Below are 20,245 nucleotides of genomic sequence, written 5' to 3'. Positions count from 1 at the left end.
ACAATGAATTTTTTAAAAGGAACGCTTGCAGCATTGCTGTCCCACAATTTTTCACAAGAGGAAGCTCATTTGAGCTTCCTCTTGTTTTATGGGTATTTTATCGGGTGAAAATAAAGCTTTTAAAGCTCTTCTTTCAAACAAATTCACTTGAATTATTCTGAGTAAACGTTGAACTGTCCAACCTGTTTTTCCTAAATGTCGAGCGAAACTCACCAATAAATAGGCGATCATCGCAATCCAGATTTGTGTCTGAATTGCGTTCCTGCTGCGGCCTAGAAACGCTTTTAATTTGAGATTCTGCTTAATCGCCTTAAAGAACAGCTCAACTTTCCAACGATCTTTATAAATCGCCGCAATGGTGGAGGCGGCTAAATGAAAGTTATTGCTGAGAAAGCTAAAGTGCTTGCCACTTTGCTGATCTCTATATTCAATTCTTCTTAACACTGGGGCTTTTCTTTTTAGGGCATGTGCGCTATTTAGCTGAATGGTTTCATCTTTTAGAATACCTTTGGATTCAAGCACTGGATGTTGCTGGATCACCTGATACACAGATTTAGGCCTAAAACGTGTGACAAATCCAATGTTTTGAGCAGTCAGATTTGCATACCATTGGTAATCGACATAGCCTTTATCAAAAACTACAATGCTGCCAGCAGGAAACTGGAATTTGCGGCCTTGTACCATGTCATTTTCTTTGCCATTTTCAACTGCAACAAACTCAGGAATATCATTGCTGTGATTCAATCCTATACTGAGTTTCATGCTGGCTTTTGAGTCGTGAACTTTGGCCCATTCACATAAGGAAAGCGACAGGTCAATATGACTGGCATCCAAGGAATACAAGGGATTCTTAAAGCGAAATTTATGAGCTACTTTTGAGTGTTCATAGTATTTAAGCAACTTGTAAAATAGCTGTTGATACAAGGTAGCAGGCTGCTGCTCATTGATTCGTGCCAGCGTGCTTCGGGGAATAGACTTTGCTCCGAGATGACTTAGCTTTTCCTGTTGGCACTCCAAATTGGATTGAATATCTCTCAGACTTTGCCTACAAGAGAATTGAGACATCAATATGGCAATAAACTGATCCCACCGGGAAGCCGCTCTAAATTTCTGTCCAACATGGTGTACTTTAGCAAGTTGTTCAAAATCCTGTCGCACAACAGGTTTAATTAGCTCATGAAATACGGTATTCTGATGTGACAAAACCTGAATCCTGGTCGTTAAAGTGTTTGTTTGCACTCATATTTTAACTGTTAGGACTCAGGTTTTTTTATTTAAAGCAAACTATGGGACAGCAGTGACGCTTGCAGTAGCATTAACTGGTTTACTTACCGCATGTGGGGGCGGTGGAAGTGATGGTTATTACGATAATAAAGGCACTAATATTGGAAACCCTCCGACCCAACCATCGACTGGTGGTGCCACAACACCAGCAGATGCTCAAAAAATTTTTAATGAATTAAAAGCTGAAGGGGCAGCATTATTTGGACAGGCTGATCCTGAACAAAAAGGTTATGTTGACCACGCACTAGATGCTTATGCACAAAGCATATTAAAAATATCTCAAGATATTAGAAATGTTGACTTTACAGCTTTTGCTACAACAAACCGTAAAGAAAAATGTTATGACGAAAGTACATCAGATTACCGTACTTGCTATATTTTCAAAGGAGATGAAATCAATACATTACTAGGAGCAAAATATGATGCCTGGGATTTTGTTATTGATGATGGCACGATAGATAACCTAAATGATCAAACGATTGGTAATGATTTAGCAAATATTCGCTTAAAGTCTGAAGAAGTCACACCAGATTTAAAAAGTTATTATGGTGAAACGTATTTATTTGTATTTGAAAATGAAAATAAATTAAAACATTTACAAGATATCGCGATTTCTGGTGCATTTTCATACCCATTTGCACAAACTGACGGCCTTCAGAAACGTTTTATCTTAATTAATAGTGAAACAAGTGATTTCAAAATAACTGTAACAAAAGCTGGTGCTACAGAAAGTACAGTAATGGGAGCTCTCAGCATTTATAAGGTACCAAAAACTTCAGATGACAGTGAATATTATGTAACTGAAGCTGGTTCAGGTTTTAATACATTAATTAACGATAATACTAATGTAGCTTTTGCTGAGCCAGTAAATTTCCGTATTGATTCTGAATTAGGTGTTGCTCCAAGTACATACAAAATTTTGAATAACATTGAAACTTTAAATCTGCCAAGTGTTACAATATCTGGAACACGTGTAGAACATGAACAACCAACCTTAAATGCTAAAGAGTTTATTGGAAGTATTTACCTGGAAGGTCCAAGCATTCTTGATTTTAAACAATCTGCAGTAGATTCAATTTTAAAATTCAAACACGTTCTTAATGGCGTGACTTATGCAGGCCAATCAAAAAATACAGCTTCAGGTATAATCACAGAATTTAGCTCTCCAAGTGCTATCAAATACTAATAAATGTTAATCTAAGAATACAAAAAAGCCTCCAACATGGAGGCTTTTTTGTATTAGATTTAAAGAAATTTAATAAGTTAAGACTACATATGTACGACCTCATTATCATTGGTGCAGGAACCGCCGGCATTAGCGCCTATAAAGAAGCCATTAAACATACCAAAAATCTACTTATCATTAACCATGGCCCTTGGGATACCACTTGTGCCCGTGTTGGCTGTATGCCTAGCAAAGTGCTAATTTCTAGTGCCAATCGAATGCACGACATTCAACATGCACAAGAAGTTGCACTTACTATAAATGCAAAAATTGATACATCTCAAATCATGTCACACGTACGTCAATTACGTTACCGCTTTACTGCAGCAACACAGAAAGATGTAGATCACTGGGAGGCATCCCACAAAATTTCTGGCTTTGCGACATTCGTAGATGCCCATACCATTCAAGTCAATGGACAACGATATCAAGCGAAATCCTTTATTATTGCTGTGGGTTCTACCCCTACTTATGACCAATCATGGAAACAAGCTTTGGGTGAACTCTTAATCACATCAGACCAAATTTTTGAATTGGAAACATTACCTCAGACTTTGGCAGTTATTGGTAGCGGTGTGATTGCAATTGAATTAGCTCAGGCCATGCAGCGCTTAGGAGTACATACCACTATTTTTGCACGTAGTCGCAAAGTAGGCTCTCTCAGTAGTCCTGAACTACAAAAAATTGCCCAAGATACCCTCAACAAAGAATTGAACATTAAATTTGAAACCTTGCCAACCCAACTTAAAAAAACAGCGCAAGGTGTGCAAATTGAATATCAAGAAAATGGACAAACACAAAACTTAACTGCCGATTACGTACTGGTTGCTACAGGTAGACGTAGCTATTTAGATCAACTTCAACTCGAAAATATAGATCAGAGCTTTAATAACTCAAAACACCTCCCAATTGATGCCTACACCAAACAACTTGGGCAACATGCTATTTTTGTAGTCGGTGATGCCCATACAAATACACCAATTCAGCACGAAGCTGCACATGAAGGCCGTGAAGCTGTTCACAATTGTCTGAATTATCCAAACCTAATAAATTTAAAAACACTAACACCAATCGGAATTGTGTTTAGCTCACCTGAAATGGCAACTGTAGGACAAAGCTACAAACAGCTAAAAGATCAGAATATTGCATTCACAACAGGTTTTGTTTCTTATGAAAAACAAGGTCGTGCTTTAGTTTTAGGTAAAAATAAAGGTGGTATTGAAGTCTATATTGATTCAAGTAACCATAAACTCTTAGGTGCAGAACTGTTTGTCGGAGCAGCAGAACACATGGCTCATTTACTTGCATGGATGATTGATGAGGAACTTTCACTTGAAGATATTTTAGATAAGCCGTTCTACCATCCAACCCTAGAGGAAGGGCTAAGAACTGCATTTAAACATGCACGCAGACAACTACGAAAAGCCAATTAAAGTTCTCAAATAAAATCGAATATTTACCTTTAAAACCATCCATTGATGGTTTTATTTTTTGGTGTTCTTTATTTTTAATATTCTTTTATTTCATATTTTTATTTACTTTCTGCATAAAAAAATCCCCCATCTCAAAGAGAAGGGGGACTTAGAATAATGAGCTGGCGATGACTTACTCTCACATGGGTAACCCCACACTACCATCAGCGCGAAGAGGTTTCACTTCTGAGTTCGGGAAGGGATCAGGTGGTTCACTCTTGCTATTGTCGCCAGCACAACTGTTATGGACTTGTTCGGGTCTTAGTTACATTGCTTAAGCTCGATGCTTTCGCTTGTAATGCCTTACTTCGTTCCAAATGAGTTATTAACAGGTTGGCTATTGTATCTGAAATTTCATGTTCAGCAAGGGCTGAATCAAGATATTTGATCTGATCAGGTTTAAGTGATCTTTTATGAATCGATTGATGCTTGTGATACAACAACTGTTTGGGTGTTGTATAGTCAAGCCTCACGAGCAATTAGTATTGGTCAGCTTCACATATCGCTATGCTTCCACATCCAACCTATCAACGTCGTAGTCTTCAACGGCTCTTTAGGAGGCATAAAGCCTCGGGGAAATCTTATCTTGAGGTAGGCTTCCCGCTTAGATGCTTTCAGCGGTTATCCCTTCCGAACATAGCTACCCGGCGATGCGACTGGCGTCACAACCGGTACACCAGAGGTTCGTCCACTCTGGTCCTCTCGTACTAGGAGCAGATCCTCTCAAATTTCCAGCGCCCACGGTAGATAGGGACCGAACTGTCTCACGACGTTCTAAACCCAGCTCGCGTACCTCTTTAAATGGCGAACAGCCATACCCTTGGGACCTGCTTCAGCCCCAGGATGAGATGAGCCGACATCGAGGTGCCAAACACCGCCGTCGATATGAACTCTTGGGCGGTATCAGCCTGTTATCCCCAGAGTACCTTTTATCCGTTGAGCGATGGCCCTTCCATACAGAACCACCGGATCACTAAGACCTACTTTCGTACCTGCTCGACTTGTGGGTCTCGCAGTTAAGCGCGCTTTTGCCTTTATACTCTACGCGTGATTTCCGACCACGCTGAGCGCACCTTCGTACTCCTCCGTTACTCTTTAGGAGGAGACCGCCCCAGTCAAACTACCCACCAGACATGGTCCTCGTCCCGGATAACGGGACAGAGTTAGAACCTCAACATTACCAGGGTGGTATTTCAAGGACGGCTCCACTCGAACTAGCGTCCGAGTTTCAAAGCCTCCCACCTATCCTACACAAGTAAGGTCAAAGTTCAATGTCAAGCTGCAGTAAAGGTTCACGGGGTCTTTCCGTCTAGCCGCGGGTACACCGCATCTTCACGGCGAATTCGATTTCACTGAGCCTCTGCTGGAGACAGCGCCGCCATCATTATGCCATTCGTGCAGGTCGGAACTTACCCGACAAGGAATTTCGCTACCTTAGGACCGTTATAGTTACGGCCGCCGTTTACTGGGGCTTCGATCAAGAGCTTCGCTTACGCTAACCCCATCAATTAACCTTCCAGCACCGGGCAGGCATCACACCCTATACGTCCACTTTCGTGTTTGCAGAGTGCTATGTTTTTAATAAACAGTTGCAGCGGCCTGGTTTCTGAGGCTGTCGACAGCTCAAGGAGCAAGTCCTATCACCATCAACAGCGTACCTTCTCCCGAAGTTACGGTACCATTTTGCCTAGTTCCTTCAGCAGAGTTCTCTCAAGCGCTTTGGTCTACTCGACCTGACCACCTGTGTCGGTTTCGGGTACGATTCCAGTGTAACTGAAGCTTAGAGACTTTTCCTGGAAGCAGGGTATCAGCCACTTCACTGTACAAGTACAGCTTGCTATCAGATCTCAGCATAGAGCACCCCGGATTTGCCTAAGATGCATGCCTACTTCCTTTCACCTGGACAACCAACGCCAGGCTGACTTAACCTTCTCCGTCCTCTCATCGCATTACACTGAAGTATTGGAATATTAACCAATTTCCCATCGACTACGCCTCTCGGCCTCGCCTTAGGGGTCGACTCACCCAGCCCCGATTAACGTTGGACTGGAACCCTTGGTCTTTCAGCGAACGGGTTTTTCACCCGTTTTGTCGTTACTCACGTCAGCATTCGCACTTCTGATACCTCCAGCAGACTTCTCAATCCACCTTCGTCGGCTTACAGAACGCTCCCCTACCACGTATACAAAGTATACATCCGCAGCTTCGGCACATAGTTTTAGCCCCGTTACATCTTCCGCGCAGGCCGACTCGACTAGTGAGCTATTACGCTTTCTTTAAAGGGTGGCTGCTTCTAAGCCAACCTCCTAGCTGTCTATGCCTTCCCACATCGTTTCCCACTTAACTATGATTTTGGGGCCTTAGCTGGCGGTCTGGATTGTTTTCCTCTTGACTACGGACGTTAGCACCCGCAGTCTGTCTCCCGGATAGTACTCATTGGTATTCGGAGTTTGCATCGGTTTGGTAAGTCGGGATGACCCCCTAGCCGAAACAGTGCTCTACCCCCAATGGTATTCGTCCGAGGCGCTACCTAAATAGCTTTCGGGGAGAACCAGCTATCACCGAGTTTGATTAGCCTTTCACCCCTATCCACAAGTCATCCCCTGGCTTTTCAACGACAGTGGGTTCGGTCCTCCAGTTAGTGTTACCCAACCTTCAACCTGCTCATGGATAGATCACCCGGTTTCGGGTCTATACCCAGCAACTAGACGCCCTATTAAGACTCGATTTCTCTACGGCTCCCCTATGCGGTTAACCTCGCTACTGAATATAAGTCGCTGACCCATTATACAAAAGGTACGCAGTCACCGAACAAGTCGGCTCCCACTGCTTGTATGCATGCGGTTTCAGGATCTATTTCACTCCCCTCACAGGGGTTCTTTTCGCCTTTCCCTCACGGTACTGGTTCACTATCGGTCAGTCAGGAGTATTTAGCCTTGGAGGATGGTCCCCCCATATTCAGACAAGGTTTCACGTGCCTCGCCCTACTCGTCATCATTATGTGTGCCCTTTCGTGTACAGGACTATCACCCACTATGGTTGCACTTCCCAGAGCATTCCACTAAAACACACATAACTTAATGGGCTTTTCCCCTTTCGCTCGCCGCTACTGAGGGAATCTCAATTGATTTCTTTTCCTACGGGTACTGAGATGTTTCACTTCCCCGCGTTCGCTTCGTATGACTATGTATTCATCATACGATACCTACCTTAAGGTAGGTGGGTTCCCCCATTCAGAAATCTCCGGATCAAAGGATATTTGCCGCCTCCCCGGAGCTTTTCGCAGGCTATCACGTCTTTCTTCGCCTCTGACTGCCAAGGCATCCACCACATGCACTTAATTACTTGACTATACAACCCCAAACAGTCGTTAACCCCTACAAGTAGGGTTAAGACAATTAAATAAATATAAAATATTTATTTAATTCACAGTTTGACGTCTTGTGCACTTAAGCACTGTACAGCTTCAATTAGATTCATATACCAAAACGCTTGATTCAGTTAATTTGCTAGTTCTCATTTCAATTCGTAATTAAAACGTAACACCGAAGTATTACTGTCAATCTTGAATTAAATGAGTTGAACAATTTATTTCAGACTCAATTTTGCCAATCTGTTAATGATTTCCTACCGCCTCGTCAGCGAGTAGTTCACTGTGATAAATCACAGAATTTAATAAATCATTAAATCTTTACGATTTAACCTATTTACTAAATTCTATAAGCTATCTTTGGAATTTAACTTCAGTTTTACATTACTTTGTAATGTATGGTGGAGACTAGGAGAGTCGAACTCCTGACCTCCTGCGTGCAAAGCAGGCGCTCTACCAACTAAGCTAAGTCCCCAGCTTATCAATAAGTCAATGTTTCTGATTTCCGTTTACTCTGCAATCTCTTGCGTCGTCAGTAGTGGTGGGTCTGACAAGACTTGAACTTGTGACCCCACGCTTATCAAGCGTGTGCTCTAACCAACTGAGCTACAGACCCTCAGATACATCGTCATGAAGAACAACTTGTTGTGGATTCTTACCAATCGTCAATCTTTCGTTAAGGAGGTGATCCAGCCGCAGGTTCCCCTACGGCTACCTTGTTACGACTTCACCCCAGTCATCGGCCACACCGTGGTAAGCGTCCTCCTTGCGGTTAGACTACCTACTTCTGGTGCAACAAACTCCCATGGTGTGACGGGCGGTGTGTACAAGGCCCGGGAACGTATTCACCGCGGCATTCTGATCCGCGATTACTAGCGATTCCGACTTCACGCAGTCGAGTTGCAGACTGCGATCCGGACTACGATCGGCTTTTTGAGATTAGCATCACATCGCTGTGTAGCAACCCTTTGTACCGACCATTGTAGCACGTGTGTAGCCCTGGCCGTAAGGGCCATGATGACTTGACGTCGTCCCCGCCTTCCTCCAGTTTGTCACTGGCAGTATCCTTAAAGTTCCCATCCGAAATGCTGGCAAGTAAGGAAAAGGGTTGCGCTCGTTGCGGGACTTAACCCAACATCTCACGACACGAGCTGACGACAGCCATGCAGCACCTGTATGTAGATTCCCGAAGGCACCAATCCATCTCTGGAAAGTTTCTACTATGTCAAGGCCAGGTAAGGTTCTTCGCGTTGCATCGAATTAAACCACATGCTCCACCGCTTGTGCGGGCCCCCGTCAATTCATTTGAGTTTTAGTCTTGCGACCGTACTCCCCAGGCGGTCTACTTATCGCGTTAGCTGCGCCACTAAAGGATCAAATCCCCCAACGGCTAGTAGACATCGTTTACGGCATGGACTACCAGGGTATCTAATCCTGTTTGCTCCCCATGCTTTCGCACCTCAGTGTCAGTATTAGGCCAGATGGCTGCCTTCGCCATCGGTATTCCTCCAGATCTCTACGCATTTCACCGCTACACCTGGAATTCTACCATCCTCTCCCATACTCTAGCCAACCAGTATCGAATGCAATTCCCAAGTTAAGCTCGGGGATTTCACATTTGACTTAATTAGCCACCTACGCGCGCTTTACGCCCAGTAAATCCGATTAACGCTCGCACCCTCTGTATTACCGCGGCTGCTGGCACAGAGTTAGCCGGTGCTTATTCTGCGAGTAACGTCCACTCTTCTTAGGTATTAACCAAGAGAGCCTCCTCCTCGCTTAAAGTGCTTTACAACCAAAAGGCCTTCTTCACACACGCGGCATGGCTGGATCAGGGTTCCCCCCATTGTCCAATATTCCCCACTGCTGCCTCCCGTAGGAGTCTGGGCCGTGTCTCAGTCCCAGTGTGGCGGATCATCCTCTCAGACCCGCTACAGATCGTCGCCTTGGTAGGCCTTTACCCCACCAACTAGCTAATCCGACTTAGGCTCATCTATTAGCGCAAGGTCAAATGATCCCCTGCTTTCTCCCGTAGGACGTATGCGGTATTAGCATTCCTTTCGGAATGTTGTCCCCCACTAATAGGCAGATTCCTAAGCATTACTCACCCGTCCGCCGCTAGGTTAGTTACCGAAGCAACCTCCCCCGCTCGACTTGCATGTGTTAAGCCTGCCGCCAGCGTTCAATCTGAGCCATGATCAAACTCTTCAGTTAAAATCATTTTGAAGTTTTAATCTAAACTTCCAAATCTGGCTCATCAATTTTCTGACTTAAATTTCGCTCAAATAAACTTCGAGTAATTTAAACCAATCAATCAATGATAATATTTCGATTAATCAATCAGTAAAAATCCACACAAGTTGTTCTTCATAATCTCTTAATGATCTTCTCGATGCTTCGTCAGCATCAAGCTAGGTCGGCCATATTACTCTCTATTTTAAGAAAGTCAACATGTAATGTTGATTTTATTTTCAAACCCATCTACTCAAAACAAACTCAATTAATCTTGAATCAATCAACCAAGCTATTGTTTTTCAACAAGTTTTTACCAACATCACCGCCGATGGATGTGCATTATAGGCCAAATATTTTGCCATGCAAGGCTTTTTTCATAAAAATCATTACAGGCGTTGTTTTTTTGTTCAATTTAATTTTTTTAACACATATTTTGAGCAAATTTGCTTTAATACATCGTTCAAATTAACTGTTACTATATCCGCATCGGCTATTTAACAGCTTTTGCTTACTTAGATTTAAGCGCTAGGATTCTTTATGTATCAACAAAAATATCTTTGGGTGTGCCTTTTTTCTTTAGGATTCATCACCTCTACGCATGCAACAACCGCTTCAGTTGAAGAAGTTGAATCAGAAACTGCTGAAGTTATGGTTACAGATACGACTGAAACCAAAAGCAGTCGTTTAGATGCGCTTAAAGAATTAAAAAATGTAAAAGCCAAAGATTTAAAAGTGAATGCCAATGCAGCTCAGCCCGATGAAGTTAAAGACCCACTTCAACCTTTGAACCGTCAAATTTATGCTTTAAACGACATTTTGGACCGCAATATTGCACGTCCACTTGCGGTGCAATATACAGAAAAAGTACCTGGAGAAGTGCGCGGTTCTTATCGTCAATTTCGTAAAAACTTAGGTGAACCTTGGAATGCAGTCAATCAACTGATTCAAGGTCGTCCATTACGTGCAGTTAAAACTCTTGGACGTTTTAGCTTAAACACCATCACCACTTTAGGCATGGCTGACCCTGCACGTCGTTTAGGTTTAGACACTGAAGAAGAAAATTTTGGTACAACCCTAGGCTATTATGGCGTGCCATCGGGGCCTTATGTCATGTTGCCAATTTACGGCCCAAGCACCTTCCGTGATGGTTTTGGAACGCTAGTAGATGGTCAGGCTCGTCCGCAAAAGTATATTTTAGATGGCAATGACCGTTTATATTGGTCTGAGCAAGTCATGCGTGGTCTAGATACACGCTCTCAGCTTTTAGATGTAGAACAAGTTTTACAAGGCGATAAATATGCGGCAATACGTGATATTTATTTGCAACGTAAAAACTTTGAAATTGCAGAAAAGAAAGGACTAGATGCCGAAAGTATTTCTTTCGTGGACGATGAAACCGAAGAGTTTTTTGATGATCAAGAAGAAATAAATCTGCCTGATGAAAGCAAAGAATAATTTGTAAAACATTTTACTCAAGGTGAGTTTTTACTTTCCTTGAGTATTCAGGCATTGTTATAGTAACGCTTTGTTTAGGTTCAGGGTCAACATAAGCCTCTATGTATTTCATTCAACCCACACGTGATATTCCATATCTAGAACAGGTGCTCGACACACTTCCTAGTGTGCAAATGATTCACATAGATGACATCAGTTTGTATGATCCAACCATTATTGCCATTGCCGATGTGCAAGACTATTTAACCCATCAATGGAATTTACCCACCATTGTTTTAGCCTTTGAAGATGAAGGTACAGCCTTGGTTCAGGCTTGGGAACAAGGTGCTTTAGCGGGTTGGTTATGGAATCGTTTACCCGAAAACCCACCACACGCCCTACGCAAAATTGATGCGCAATATAAGCGTAATCAAGACAGTCGTGACTTACCTTCTGCTGCAGAACTACAAAAAAAATTACTGCCAAATCCAATTGAGCTTTGCAACTACCAAGTTGAAACGTTGTTTAAACCTTCGGCTTATTTGTCGGGGGATTGGTTTGACTATTGGAAAATCAGCGACAAAGAAATTATGTTCTATTTGGCCGATGTTTCTGGACATGGTGTGACCAGTAGTCTGCTCACTTCATGGATGGCCGCGTTTCATGGCCGCTCTAAAACACCACGTGAATTGATTAAAAAATTAAATGGTATGTTGGTTCAAGAAAATATTGAAAAACATATCACCATGATTAGTGGGATTTTAAACATTGAAACCCACCAATTACGCTGGTCCAGTGCTGGGCATTACCCTCCTGCGATTATTTTTGAGCCCAATCAAGCACCTAAAATTTTAAATACCAGCAGCTTTCCTTTGGGTCTGACTGAAGATTTAGAGGTGGAAGAATTTGAATGTATTTTAAATAAACAGGCACGTTTTATTATTTGCTCTGATGGTGCGCTTGAACCTTACAGTGGTGGCTTGAATGAACAGTTTGAGCAATTGATCTTTCATTTGCAAAATCAGTCCTTCCAAGCTCCTGACCATGTGGCAGATGACATTGCCATTTTGAGTTTATGCCGTACAAAATAAACGATTATTCAATCGCTTAACATCTACACCTCGCATATACGACTGTAAGCTACTTGAGTCTACATAGGCGCTATGGGATAATTATTTAATCCTTCTCTGCAAATGGCATTTATATGTCAACAGGTCATGTTGAATATGCAAGCTTGAATGGAACGCATATCTTTAAGCTTTTTGGCGAAGTGCGTGCCCAATCTTGTATTAGTCTAGACAAACTACTCAGTAAAATTGAACAGCAATCCAATGTGGTGGGTGCAATTGTAGATTTAACTCAAACCACATTTATTGACAGCACAGTTTTGGGCGTATTGGCTAAACTAGGCTTAAAACTGAAACAAGTGCATCAAATTCAAGCCGTCATGCTCTCGACCAATCCAGACATTACCACCTTAGCCAACAGCATGGGCTTAGGACAAGTATTTGTGATTCTGAATTACTGTGGCGATCCAACCGTCTGCACACGCGAGTTAGTGGAAGAGCATGTTACTCATAGCAATATGCTAACCACCGTACTTGATGCACACAAAACTCTCATGAAGCTGAATGAGAACAACCAAAATATGTTTGAGCCTTTGGTCAAACAGCTACAAAAAGAACAAGATACGCTGGATCAATGTGCTGAAAACAACCAGCAAAATGTCTGATCTCTTTACTGGAGCGCACCCATGACTTTACTTTCTGTTGCACAAATGAATTCTCAAAACGATTTGGAAGAAAACTTCAAAACCATTGAGACATTGATTCAACAAAGTAAAGCCGATGGTGCAGAACTGATCGTTTTTCCTGAAAATTTTGTCTGCTTTGCAGCGGGCAAGCAACGTGAAACTGCTGCAAAGTTTGAAACTATTCAACAGCGTTTAGAACAGCTTGCACATCAACATCAAATCTGGATTGTGGCGGGGACTTTGCCGTGCCCTTATCGCCCTGATGGCTCCACAATTGCTGATGGTCGTGTACGCACGGTCAGTTTATGTATTAGTCCTGAAAAAACTGAAGCACGTTATGACAAAATTCATTTGTTTGATGTGCAAGTGGGTGACTCTGTTGGTGGTTATCAGGAATCTAAATTTTTTGAACCTGGCTCTGAAACGGTAGTTGCAAAAACACCTTTTGGCAATATTGGCTTGATGGTGTGTTATGACTTGCGCTTTCCTGAATTGGCTTTAACTTTACGTGCTCAAGGTGCAAATATTTTAACAGCACCCTCAGCCTTTACTTACACTACAGGTCAAATGCATTGGCAATTGCTGTTGCAGGCACGTGGCATGGACAGCCAGTGTCAAGTACTGGGTGCAGCACAGCAAGGTTGGCATGGTGAAAAACGCCAAACTTGGGGGCATTCAGGTGCGGCCAATTCACGTGGGCAATTATTGGCAATTGTGGAAAATGAAGGCGCTCAACTGATTACTGTACCCTTTGATTTAGCAGAACAAAGTAAAGTCCGTGAATCTATGCCCTTAATGCAGCATCGTCGTTTGTTGCAATTTTAATATTTTGATTTCATAAAATAATACCCATAAAAAAGTTGATCATTTTTTGTGATCAACCTTTTTTATTTTAGATTATATGCCTCAACATCCTTAAGTCTTTTTATAGATCAGCATTTAATGATCTGTCATCGCCTAACTTATTCAGCTGCCTCATTGGTCACACGCAAGACTTCTTCCAAGGTAGTTTTACCTGCCAAAACTTTGCGCAAACCATCTTCACGAATTGAGCCAGACTGCTTTCTTGCATAATCTTCTAGTTCATATTCTGCGGCATTGCCATGAATCAAACGACGCATCGCTTCATCTACAGGCACAATTTCATAAATGGCGGTACGCCCTGTAAAACCGATATGTGAACAATGATCACAACCTTTCGGTTGCGGCAGTTTTAAATCGGTCGCATCTGTCACATTTTTAAACAGTTCTTTTTCAAAGTCATCTGCGTCATGCCACGTGGCACATTGTGAACATAAGGTACGCACCAAACGCTGTGCAATTACGCCAATTAGGGAGCTGGACAGCAAGAAAGGCTCAATTCCCATATCTTTTAAACGGGTAACCGCACCAATGGCAGTATTGGTATGCAATGTAGATAGCACCAAGTGACCTGTTAAAGACGCCTGCACCGCAATTTCGGCAGTTTCTAAATCACGAATCTCCCCCACCATCACCACGTCTGGGTCTTGACGCAGCATCGCTTTTAAAGCACGTGCAAAGGTCATATCCACTTTGGTGTTGACCTGTGTTTGCCCAATCCCTTCCAACTGATATTCAATTGGGTCTTCTGCGGTCAAAATATTTTTAGAGCCATCATTCAAGTCTGACAATGCAGCATACAAAGTCGTGGTTTTACCCGAACCCGTAGGCCCTGTGACCAAAATAATCCCGTGTGGACGATGCACCAATTGTTTTAGACGTTCATAGTCATTTTGCATAAGCCCTAGATGGGTCATGTTCAAACGACCTGCCTGCTTATCCAGCAAACGCATCACCACTCGCTCACCATGTGAAGATGGCAGTGTTGAAACACGTACATCCACCTCACGACCTGCCAATCTAAGCGAAATACGACCATCTTGCGGGATACGTTTTTCAGCAATATCGAGCTTGGCCATGACTTTAATACGTGACACCAACAACGGCGCCAATTCACGACGAGGCTGTACAATTTCACGTAGCTGACCATCAACCCGTAAACGCACCGACAGTTTCTTTTCAAATGATTCAATATGAATATCGGATGCACCAACCCGAATCGCTTCAGACAACAAGGCATTGATTAAACGCACAATGGGTGCATCATCTTCCTGATCCATTAAGTCTTCTGCTTCAGGTACAGAGTCTGCCAAACTGAGTAAATCAGGATGATCTTCCAGCCCTGCCGCGACTTGCTGAGATTCACCAGTATCGCCTGCAAAACTGCTGCTTAATAATTGATGAAACTCTTGATCGCTACAAAGTTGATGCTGCGCAGGATGCCCCAAAAAACGACGTGCTTCTTGAATCGCAAGCATAGGAGTATTTTCACGACGTACAATAAAGGCATGATCGCCTTCATAACGAATCAGTACCCCATGCCGTTTGGCAAAGCTATACGGTATTTGTAATTGTTTCAGTACTTGCATCAGCGATTATAATAATGATGAAAAAATTTAATTTGAGTGTACTCTAAGCGTATGACAGCGTGAAGTCTGTTTTTCACTGATTTATCAACAAAGGGATAGGCCATTGTCACAAAATCATGAGATTTCGGAACTCGATTCATCCAAATTAAAATGGTGGGGTGACTATGAGTTTGAGCTTAATCGTCCTAAAGCATGGCAATTTGGTTCATTGTTATTGCGTTTAACCCGCGGCATGCAAGAATGGCGTTTGGAATACTATCGTCCGCAAATTCAATATGATTATGAACAGCAATGGCACACGATTGATGATCCTGAATTTGCTTTTCCACAACCTGTGAAAGTTGAACGCTATATGTTCAAATCGACACAGAGCAAATTACAACTGATGCCACGTTTAGCAGACCGCTCTGTGGTGATTAAACCTGTCGATCCAATTTATATTCCTGCAGGGCAACGCGGTACACTGTATATCAGCACGCCACTTTGGATGGCAGGATTTGTAGATGGTCAACGTGAACCCATTTTTGACCTGCCTATTATTCGCCCCAAAGACACTTGGTTTGGCCCGAATCATCGTACGGGTGAAATTTGCTATGCCACGGCGGTGGATGGTCGTACTGAATTACATCAACTCAAACCACGTGCCTTTCGTGCAGTGACTCCAATTGAATTTCACAATACCAGTAATCAGCAATTGCGCTTTGACCGTATGAGTGTACCTGTACCTGCGCTGCCTTTATTTTTTAGTGAAAGTACAGGCCGTTTATGGACTTCACAAATTAGAGTCATGCATGAAGGTTTAGACCGCCCGCCACGGATTCGGATTGAAAACCGCACACCACCACATGCAGGTGAAGTCACCTATTTACAGCCACCACGTGAAACGGCAGGTGCGTTGTTTAATATGTTTGAGTCATTTTTCTAAGAGGATGTCATGGCAGATTCCAATATTTCCAAAGAAATCACCAACAGCCTCAAAGGGATATTTACCAGTGTCAATACAGATCGCTTGACCGAAATTTTGGTAGCAGTGGTACTGTCACTCATTGGTTTTTTAATTGCACGTTTTGTTTCCAATACCTTTGTACGTACCATCGGTGCGCGTTTTAATGCACATCAACGCCTGGTCTGGCGACGCGGAATTTTCTATTTTATTTTTCTGCTGTTTGTGATGGCTAGCCTTAAGGAGGCAGGCTTTAAGCTAAGTGTTTTCTTGGGCGCAGCAGGTATTTTAACGGTAGCACTTGGTTTTGCATCCCAAACATCAGCCTCTAACTTAATTAGTGGTATGTTCCTGATTGGTGAAGGCTCTTTTGAGGTGGGTGATACCATTCAAATTACCCTGATTCGTGGGCATACCATTGAGGGTGAAGTGATTTCAATTGACTTGCTTTCAGTGAAATTACTGACCCAAGACAATATTTATGTGCGTTTGCCCAATGAACAATTAATTCGTGCCCCTGTACATAACCTGTCCAAATTTCCAATACGGCGTGTTCCAATTACGCTCGCCATTAATTTCCATGAAGATATTATTAAAGTACGTGAAGTCTTGCTGAGTGTCGCCAATCAATATCCGCTAGTTTTATCTGACCCAAAACCAGCAGTGACGGTTACAGCTTTCCGAGAGTCTTCAATTGAATTGTTATTTGCAGTGTGGTGTCAGCAAGAAAACTTCTTAAAAGTACGTGATGAAATGCAAGAACGTATTCGTAATGGTTTCTTGGACAATTGCATTGAAATTCCTGTACCAAAAATGGGTTTTGTTGATCATCCATTATCACGCCCCTTGAGCAATGACGAACTTGATCAGTACGCCAATGCTAAAGAACTCAAACGAGAACCTGACTTAAAGTAATCGTTTTGAATCACACCCACTTCGTCATAAATACAACCTGAGCGCCATCTTAAGTTTTAGAAGATGGCGAACTGTTGTTTTTAGCAAGATCAGGTTCAGGAATTGGAGCAATATAGGCAATCAGCAGCATACCCAGTCCTGCCGCAAAGAATGAGAGTACCCGCATAAGAGTGCCAATATTGGATAAATCCAAAAGTACCAGTTTCAAGGTCACCATCACCAAAATACTGCTACCTAGAATCCATAAGGCACGTAATTGCTTGAAACTGGCAATCCACATTGCAATACATGCCAAACTGACCCAAAGTACAGTCAGGCTTAACTGTACGGTGGCATCTTGCCAAACGGCAATCTCGTTGATTGGCGTACCTAAATACAAATGCAAGGCACGCAAAAGAACATAACTGCTTAACCATAGCAGACTGACAACCATAATCACCGCAGCTAAGCCCTGATCTAAATCAGTTTTCCGCTGTAAATTCAGCATCCATAAAATAGCCACCAACATGGCGATACTGACCAGATCAAATGGATTCAAAATTGGCAAAACATAGCCATAAAATGCCTGCTCATTGAGCAGTTGTGAACACAACATCCAAAATAGCATTAAGACCAAGTTACTGCGCGCATACCAGAACATACGCCAGTCTGACTCTGGCTTTTGCCACCAGCACCATGCTGCAAATATCAGCGGTAAAATCACCACACTGCTATAAGGATGCTCAGGTAACAGCGTTAAACTTGCCAGTGCTAAGGCAGGAATCAGCCCTAAACTCACCCAGACTTTATCGGTGCGTACCGTCCATAAAGGGCGTAACCACAAAACACTGAGTAAAAGTGCAAATAGTGCAAATAGCATTCGCTCTGTGCCTGATACCCATTGGATTGCCCCATCATAATCACGGCTGATCACTAAAGATAAAGCAGCGAACATGACTGGAGTGAGTCCCAACCACTTTGGCAGTAGCCAAGACCACGTGGCCTGTCGTGAAAGTATGACTTCATTCATACATACATAGGCTGTGACGATTGCCAGCAGCGTCCAAACCATGGCATATTCGCCAGCTAAGCTATCTAGACCTAACCACAACCACAGACTGCTGGCAGACAGCAGCATGAAACAAAATATGCTGATCGTACCTGTGCTGAGTTGTTCTCGAAAATCTGCTTTGCTGTTGGCCATTAATACCACAGCGGCATAACTCAGACTAAGCACCCAGTAAATACTGGGTTCAAAATATGGCAGCTCCACCAAGTAATACAGTCCTGATAGCCCTGCAACAGCGAACAAACCTAAAGCCAAATAACGACTGATTGAAGAGACTTTAATTAAAGCAAAAGCAAAAACTGCCACACCTTGCAGTGCCCACCCAATCACGCTCCATTGCTCAGGCAATAAAATAGGCGGTATCAGCAAACTGAAAATCAGCATCAGACTAAAATAACTCTGTGCAATAAACTTGGTTTGTGAACGCTGTCGGGTCAGCGTATATAAGGCTGCAAAAACCACAGCAAAGACCAGACTAAAAGCCGCTTGCCATCGAGTTTCTTCAAAATACATCACATATAAATAGGCGTAGGCGACAATAGGTGCACCAAAAATCAGGGCAAGGTCCAAAATAGGTTTGAATTGGAAAGTGGCGACATCATCCTGTGCCAAGAGTTGACTAAAGCGAAAACCGAGCCAAATAAAAATTGCCGCATGTGCCAACAATAAAGCACTTAAAACCTGACGTTCAAACACATATCCATGATAAAAGGCATAGCCACCACCCACGATAGCCGTCATTAAAAATGCAACCTGATTCAGGTATTTCCAAGGGCGCACACTGCTTAAAATTGCTACCGCGACGTTAATCCCTAAATAATAGGCAATCAATTCAATGGCTGTAGCATTGCGAACAGGTAAGGTAAAGGGCGCAAAATAAGCAATCAACATTGCCATTAATGCCAGTTCGATGGACTGTTGTTTCAAACTCAGCCAAAGTGTGAGCAACATTACAGCGATAAAACACACACTGGCTATCGCTAAATTGGGAATGACCAAATTGTAATAGGCAAAAAATAAGGTCAGACACAGCCCTGCCAAACCTAAACCTTGCACCCCTAAAGCAAAGCTCCGATTTTTTGCACGTAGCAAATAACCCAATACAGTCACCGCAGCACTTACAGCTGCAACAAACATGAGTTTGACTGCCAAACTAAATTGCCAATGTTCGGTGGCAAAGCGTAGCAGCAACACCACACCTATTAACAATACGACAATGGCGACTTTCAAGACAGGATTGCCGTGCAATAACCATGTTTGCGCCTGCTCGAGTAAACTAGGATGAGATGTCCGTGTTTGTGATGATGTCTGCGCAGGTGGATGAATGAAATCTTGATTTACAGCATGACTTTCAACAAAATACTGTTCTGCTTGAGTTGCCAAAATAGCTTGAGATGGAACTGACTGAGTCGATAACTCAGAAGAATTGTCTGCCCCAGTCTGTGCTAAATCAATTCTCGATTCAGCAATGTCATCTTCTGGCGTGTATTTCCTTTCAGGTATAGCATTTTGAAGGGTAACAGTTGCTGCTACATCTGTAGTGGTTACATACGGTGCTGATGTATTTGTAGTAGACACCTCTGTTTGAGATGCACTTGTTTGCTGCCGTTGCTGAATTTGATAAACTGCCTGCTCCAAACGAGAAAGCCAACGCAACAACAGAAAAATCCATGCACCCACAGCAAGCGACACAATCAAATACCAATCCAGCAACATACCCAGCATGGCAATCATTGCTGCCAAATACATCGGCACTTTTGAAGTAGGTACATAGCGCATAGTTCGTGCATCTATGTTGTATTCCAAGGCTTGTTGCACGCGCCCACCATACAGCATGATACTCATACCCGCCGCAATCGCGCACACATAACTCAGCATGGGTACATCCAACCACCATGCACCCATTGCAACAACCATCAATACCATGAACCAAATGATTCGAATTTCACTCTGCCTTGTCTGCATTGCTCTTCATTGTGCTTATATTTTCTCTTGGCTCTGATCATACAACAGCCAGCCTGATTCTGAATCAGGATTCATCAGCAATTCAGTAACCGCTTCGACCGCTTGTCCACTTGCACTAAAAATCAGTTTCTGCGACAACTGCAAAAATCAC

At 42.9% G+C, this 20,245-nt stretch carries 11 protein-coding genes, 2 tRNA genes and 3 rRNA genes; 8 read left to right on the top strand and 8 right to left on the bottom strand.

The genetic code is table 11. The features are described from left to right. Positions 1-51 precede the first annotated feature (51 nt). Positions 52-1,203: an IS4-like element ISAbe18 family transposase gene (locus ACNS8M_RS02470; protein ID WP_419225076.1), complete on the bottom strand. Its 1,152-nt coding sequence runs from the start codon at positions 1,201-1,203 to the stop codon at positions 52-54. A gap of 94 nt (positions 1,204-1,297) precedes the next feature. Between ACNS8M_RS02470 and ACNS8M_RS02465 the strand changes: the two genes are divergently transcribed. Together ACNS8M_RS02465 and ACNS8M_RS02460 are read left to right on the top strand one after the other, a co-directional pair. Then, positions 1,298-2,470: a hypothetical protein gene (locus ACNS8M_RS02465; protein ID WP_419225317.1), complete on the top strand. Its 1,173-nt coding sequence runs from the start codon at positions 1,298-1,300 to the stop codon at positions 2,468-2,470. Between the two features lie 89 nt (positions 2,471-2,559). Further along, complete coding sequence (locus tag ACNS8M_RS02460) at positions 2,560-3,942, top strand: dihydrolipoyl dehydrogenase (RefSeq protein ID WP_419225075.1); 1,383 nt, start codon at positions 2,560-2,562, stop codon at positions 3,940-3,942. Between the two features lie 159 nt (positions 3,943-4,101). Here ACNS8M_RS02460 and rrf read toward each other — a convergent pair. The 5 genes from rrf to ACNS8M_RS02435 form a co-directional block, all read right to left on the bottom strand. Further along, positions 4,102-4,216, bottom strand: a 5S ribosomal RNA gene (gene rrf, locus ACNS8M_RS02455). A 223-nt stretch (positions 4,217-4,439) separates the two neighbouring features. Next, positions 4,440-7,332: ribosomal RNA gene (locus ACNS8M_RS02450) — 23S ribosomal RNA — on the bottom strand. Positions 7,333-7,750: 418 nt separating this feature from the next. Next, positions 7,751-7,826 (bottom strand) — tRNA-Ala (locus ACNS8M_RS02445). A 64-nt stretch (positions 7,827-7,890) separates the two neighbouring features. Then, positions 7,891-7,967, bottom strand: a tRNA-Ile gene (locus ACNS8M_RS02440). 61 nt (positions 7,968-8,028) lie between these two features. After that, a 16S ribosomal RNA gene (locus ACNS8M_RS02435) occupies positions 8,029-9,565 on the bottom strand. The 16S, 23S and 5S rRNA genes sit together here with 2 tRNA genes alongside, the layout of an rRNA operon. 558 nt (positions 9,566-10,123) lie before the next feature. Here ACNS8M_RS02435 and ACNS8M_RS02430 point away from each other — a divergent pair. The 4 genes from ACNS8M_RS02430 to ACNS8M_RS02415 all read left to right on the top strand — a co-directional run bounded on the left by ACNS8M_RS02430 (position 10,124) and on the right by ACNS8M_RS02415 (position 13,598). Beyond that, entirely contained in the window at positions 10,124-11,041 is a 918-nt protein-coding gene (locus tag ACNS8M_RS02430; RefSeq protein ID WP_168542505.1) for a VacJ family lipoprotein, read from the top strand. A 101-nt stretch (positions 11,042-11,142) separates the two neighbouring features. Further along, positions 11,143-12,111: an RsbU family protein phosphatase GigA gene (gigA, locus tag ACNS8M_RS02425; protein ID WP_419225074.1), complete on the top strand. Its 969-nt coding sequence runs from the start codon at positions 11,143-11,145 to the stop codon at positions 12,109-12,111. Positions 12,112-12,224: 113 nt separating this feature from the next. Continuing rightward, positions 12,225-12,752 (top strand): anti-anti-sigma factor GigB, encoded by a 528-nt coding sequence (gigB, locus tag ACNS8M_RS02420; protein WP_168418886.1) that lies wholly within the window; start codon positions 12,225-12,227, stop codon positions 12,750-12,752. 21 nt (positions 12,753-12,773) lie between these two features. Continuing rightward, complete coding sequence (locus tag ACNS8M_RS02415; protein ID WP_168418885.1) at positions 12,774-13,598, top strand: carbon-nitrogen hydrolase family protein; 825 nt, start codon at positions 12,774-12,776, stop codon at positions 13,596-13,598. A 137-nt stretch (positions 13,599-13,735) separates the two neighbouring features. Here ACNS8M_RS02415 and gspE read toward each other — a convergent pair whose 3' ends face one another. Next, on the bottom strand, positions 13,736-15,223 hold the full coding sequence (gene gspE, locus ACNS8M_RS02410; RefSeq protein ID WP_168418884.1) for a type II secretion system ATPase GspE: 1,488 nt from the start codon (positions 15,221-15,223) through the stop codon (positions 13,736-13,738). A gap of 103 nt (positions 15,224-15,326) precedes the next feature. On the opposite strand from gspE, the gene ACNS8M_RS02405 reads away from it, so the two are divergent. Together ACNS8M_RS02405 and ACNS8M_RS02400 are read left to right on the top strand one after the other, a co-directional pair. Then, positions 15,327-16,148, top strand: coding sequence for a hypothetical protein (locus ACNS8M_RS02405; RefSeq protein WP_168418883.1), 822 nt, complete (start codon positions 15,327-15,329; stop codon positions 16,146-16,148). A 9-nt stretch (positions 16,149-16,157) separates the two neighbouring features. Then, a complete protein-coding gene (locus tag ACNS8M_RS02400; protein ID WP_168418882.1) occupies positions 16,158-17,081 on the top strand; it encodes a mechanosensitive ion channel family protein in 924 nt (307 codons plus the stop codon). A gap of 49 nt (positions 17,082-17,130) precedes the next feature. Here ACNS8M_RS02400 and ACNS8M_RS02395 read toward each other — a convergent pair whose 3' ends face one another. Then, positions 17,131-20,094 (bottom strand): DUF2339 domain-containing protein, encoded by a 2,964-nt coding sequence (locus ACNS8M_RS02395; protein WP_168542501.1) that lies wholly within the window; start codon positions 20,092-20,094, stop codon positions 17,131-17,133. Positions 20,095-20,245: the final 151 nt, after the last annotated feature.

It is taken from the genome of Acinetobacter sp. A2 (assembly GCF_048537555.1).
Lineage (GTDB): Bacteria > Pseudomonadota > Gammaproteobacteria > Pseudomonadales > Moraxellaceae > Acinetobacter.
Note: the sequence above shows the minus strand (reverse complement) of the source record. Positions and strands in the feature narration are given on the sequence as shown.

What these genes read in the sequence shown, in the direction of transcription:
- ACNS8M_RS02430 (WP_168542505.1), top strand. Translation starts at nt 10,124, where the DNA reads ATGTATCAACAAAAATATCTTTGGGTGTGCCTTTTTTCTTTAGGATTC.
- gigB (WP_168418886.1), top strand. Translation starts at nt 12,225, where the DNA reads ATGTCAACAGGTCATGTTGAATATGCAAGCTTGAATGGAACGCATATC.
- ACNS8M_RS02415 (WP_168418885.1), top strand. Translation starts at nt 12,774, where the DNA reads ATGACTTTACTTTCTGTTGCACAAATGAATTCTCAAAACGATTTGGAA.
- ACNS8M_RS02400 (WP_168418882.1), top strand. Translation starts at nt 16,158, where the DNA reads ATGGCAGATTCCAATATTTCCAAAGAAATCACCAACAGCCTCAAAGGG.
- gigA (WP_419225074.1), top strand. Translation starts at nt 11,143, where the DNA reads ATGTATTTCATTCAACCCACACGTGATATTCCATATCTAGAACAGGTG.
- ACNS8M_RS02395 (WP_168542501.1), bottom strand. Translation starts at nt 20,094, where the DNA reads ATGCAGACAAGGCAGAGTGAAATTCGAATCATTTGGTTCATGGTATTG.
- gspE (WP_168418884.1), bottom strand. Translation starts at nt 15,223, where the DNA reads ATGCAAGTACTGAAACAATTACAAATACCGTATAGCTTTGCCAAACGG.
- ACNS8M_RS02460 (WP_419225075.1), top strand. Translation starts at nt 2,560, where the DNA reads ATGTACGACCTCATTATCATTGGTGCAGGAACCGCCGGCATTAGCGCC.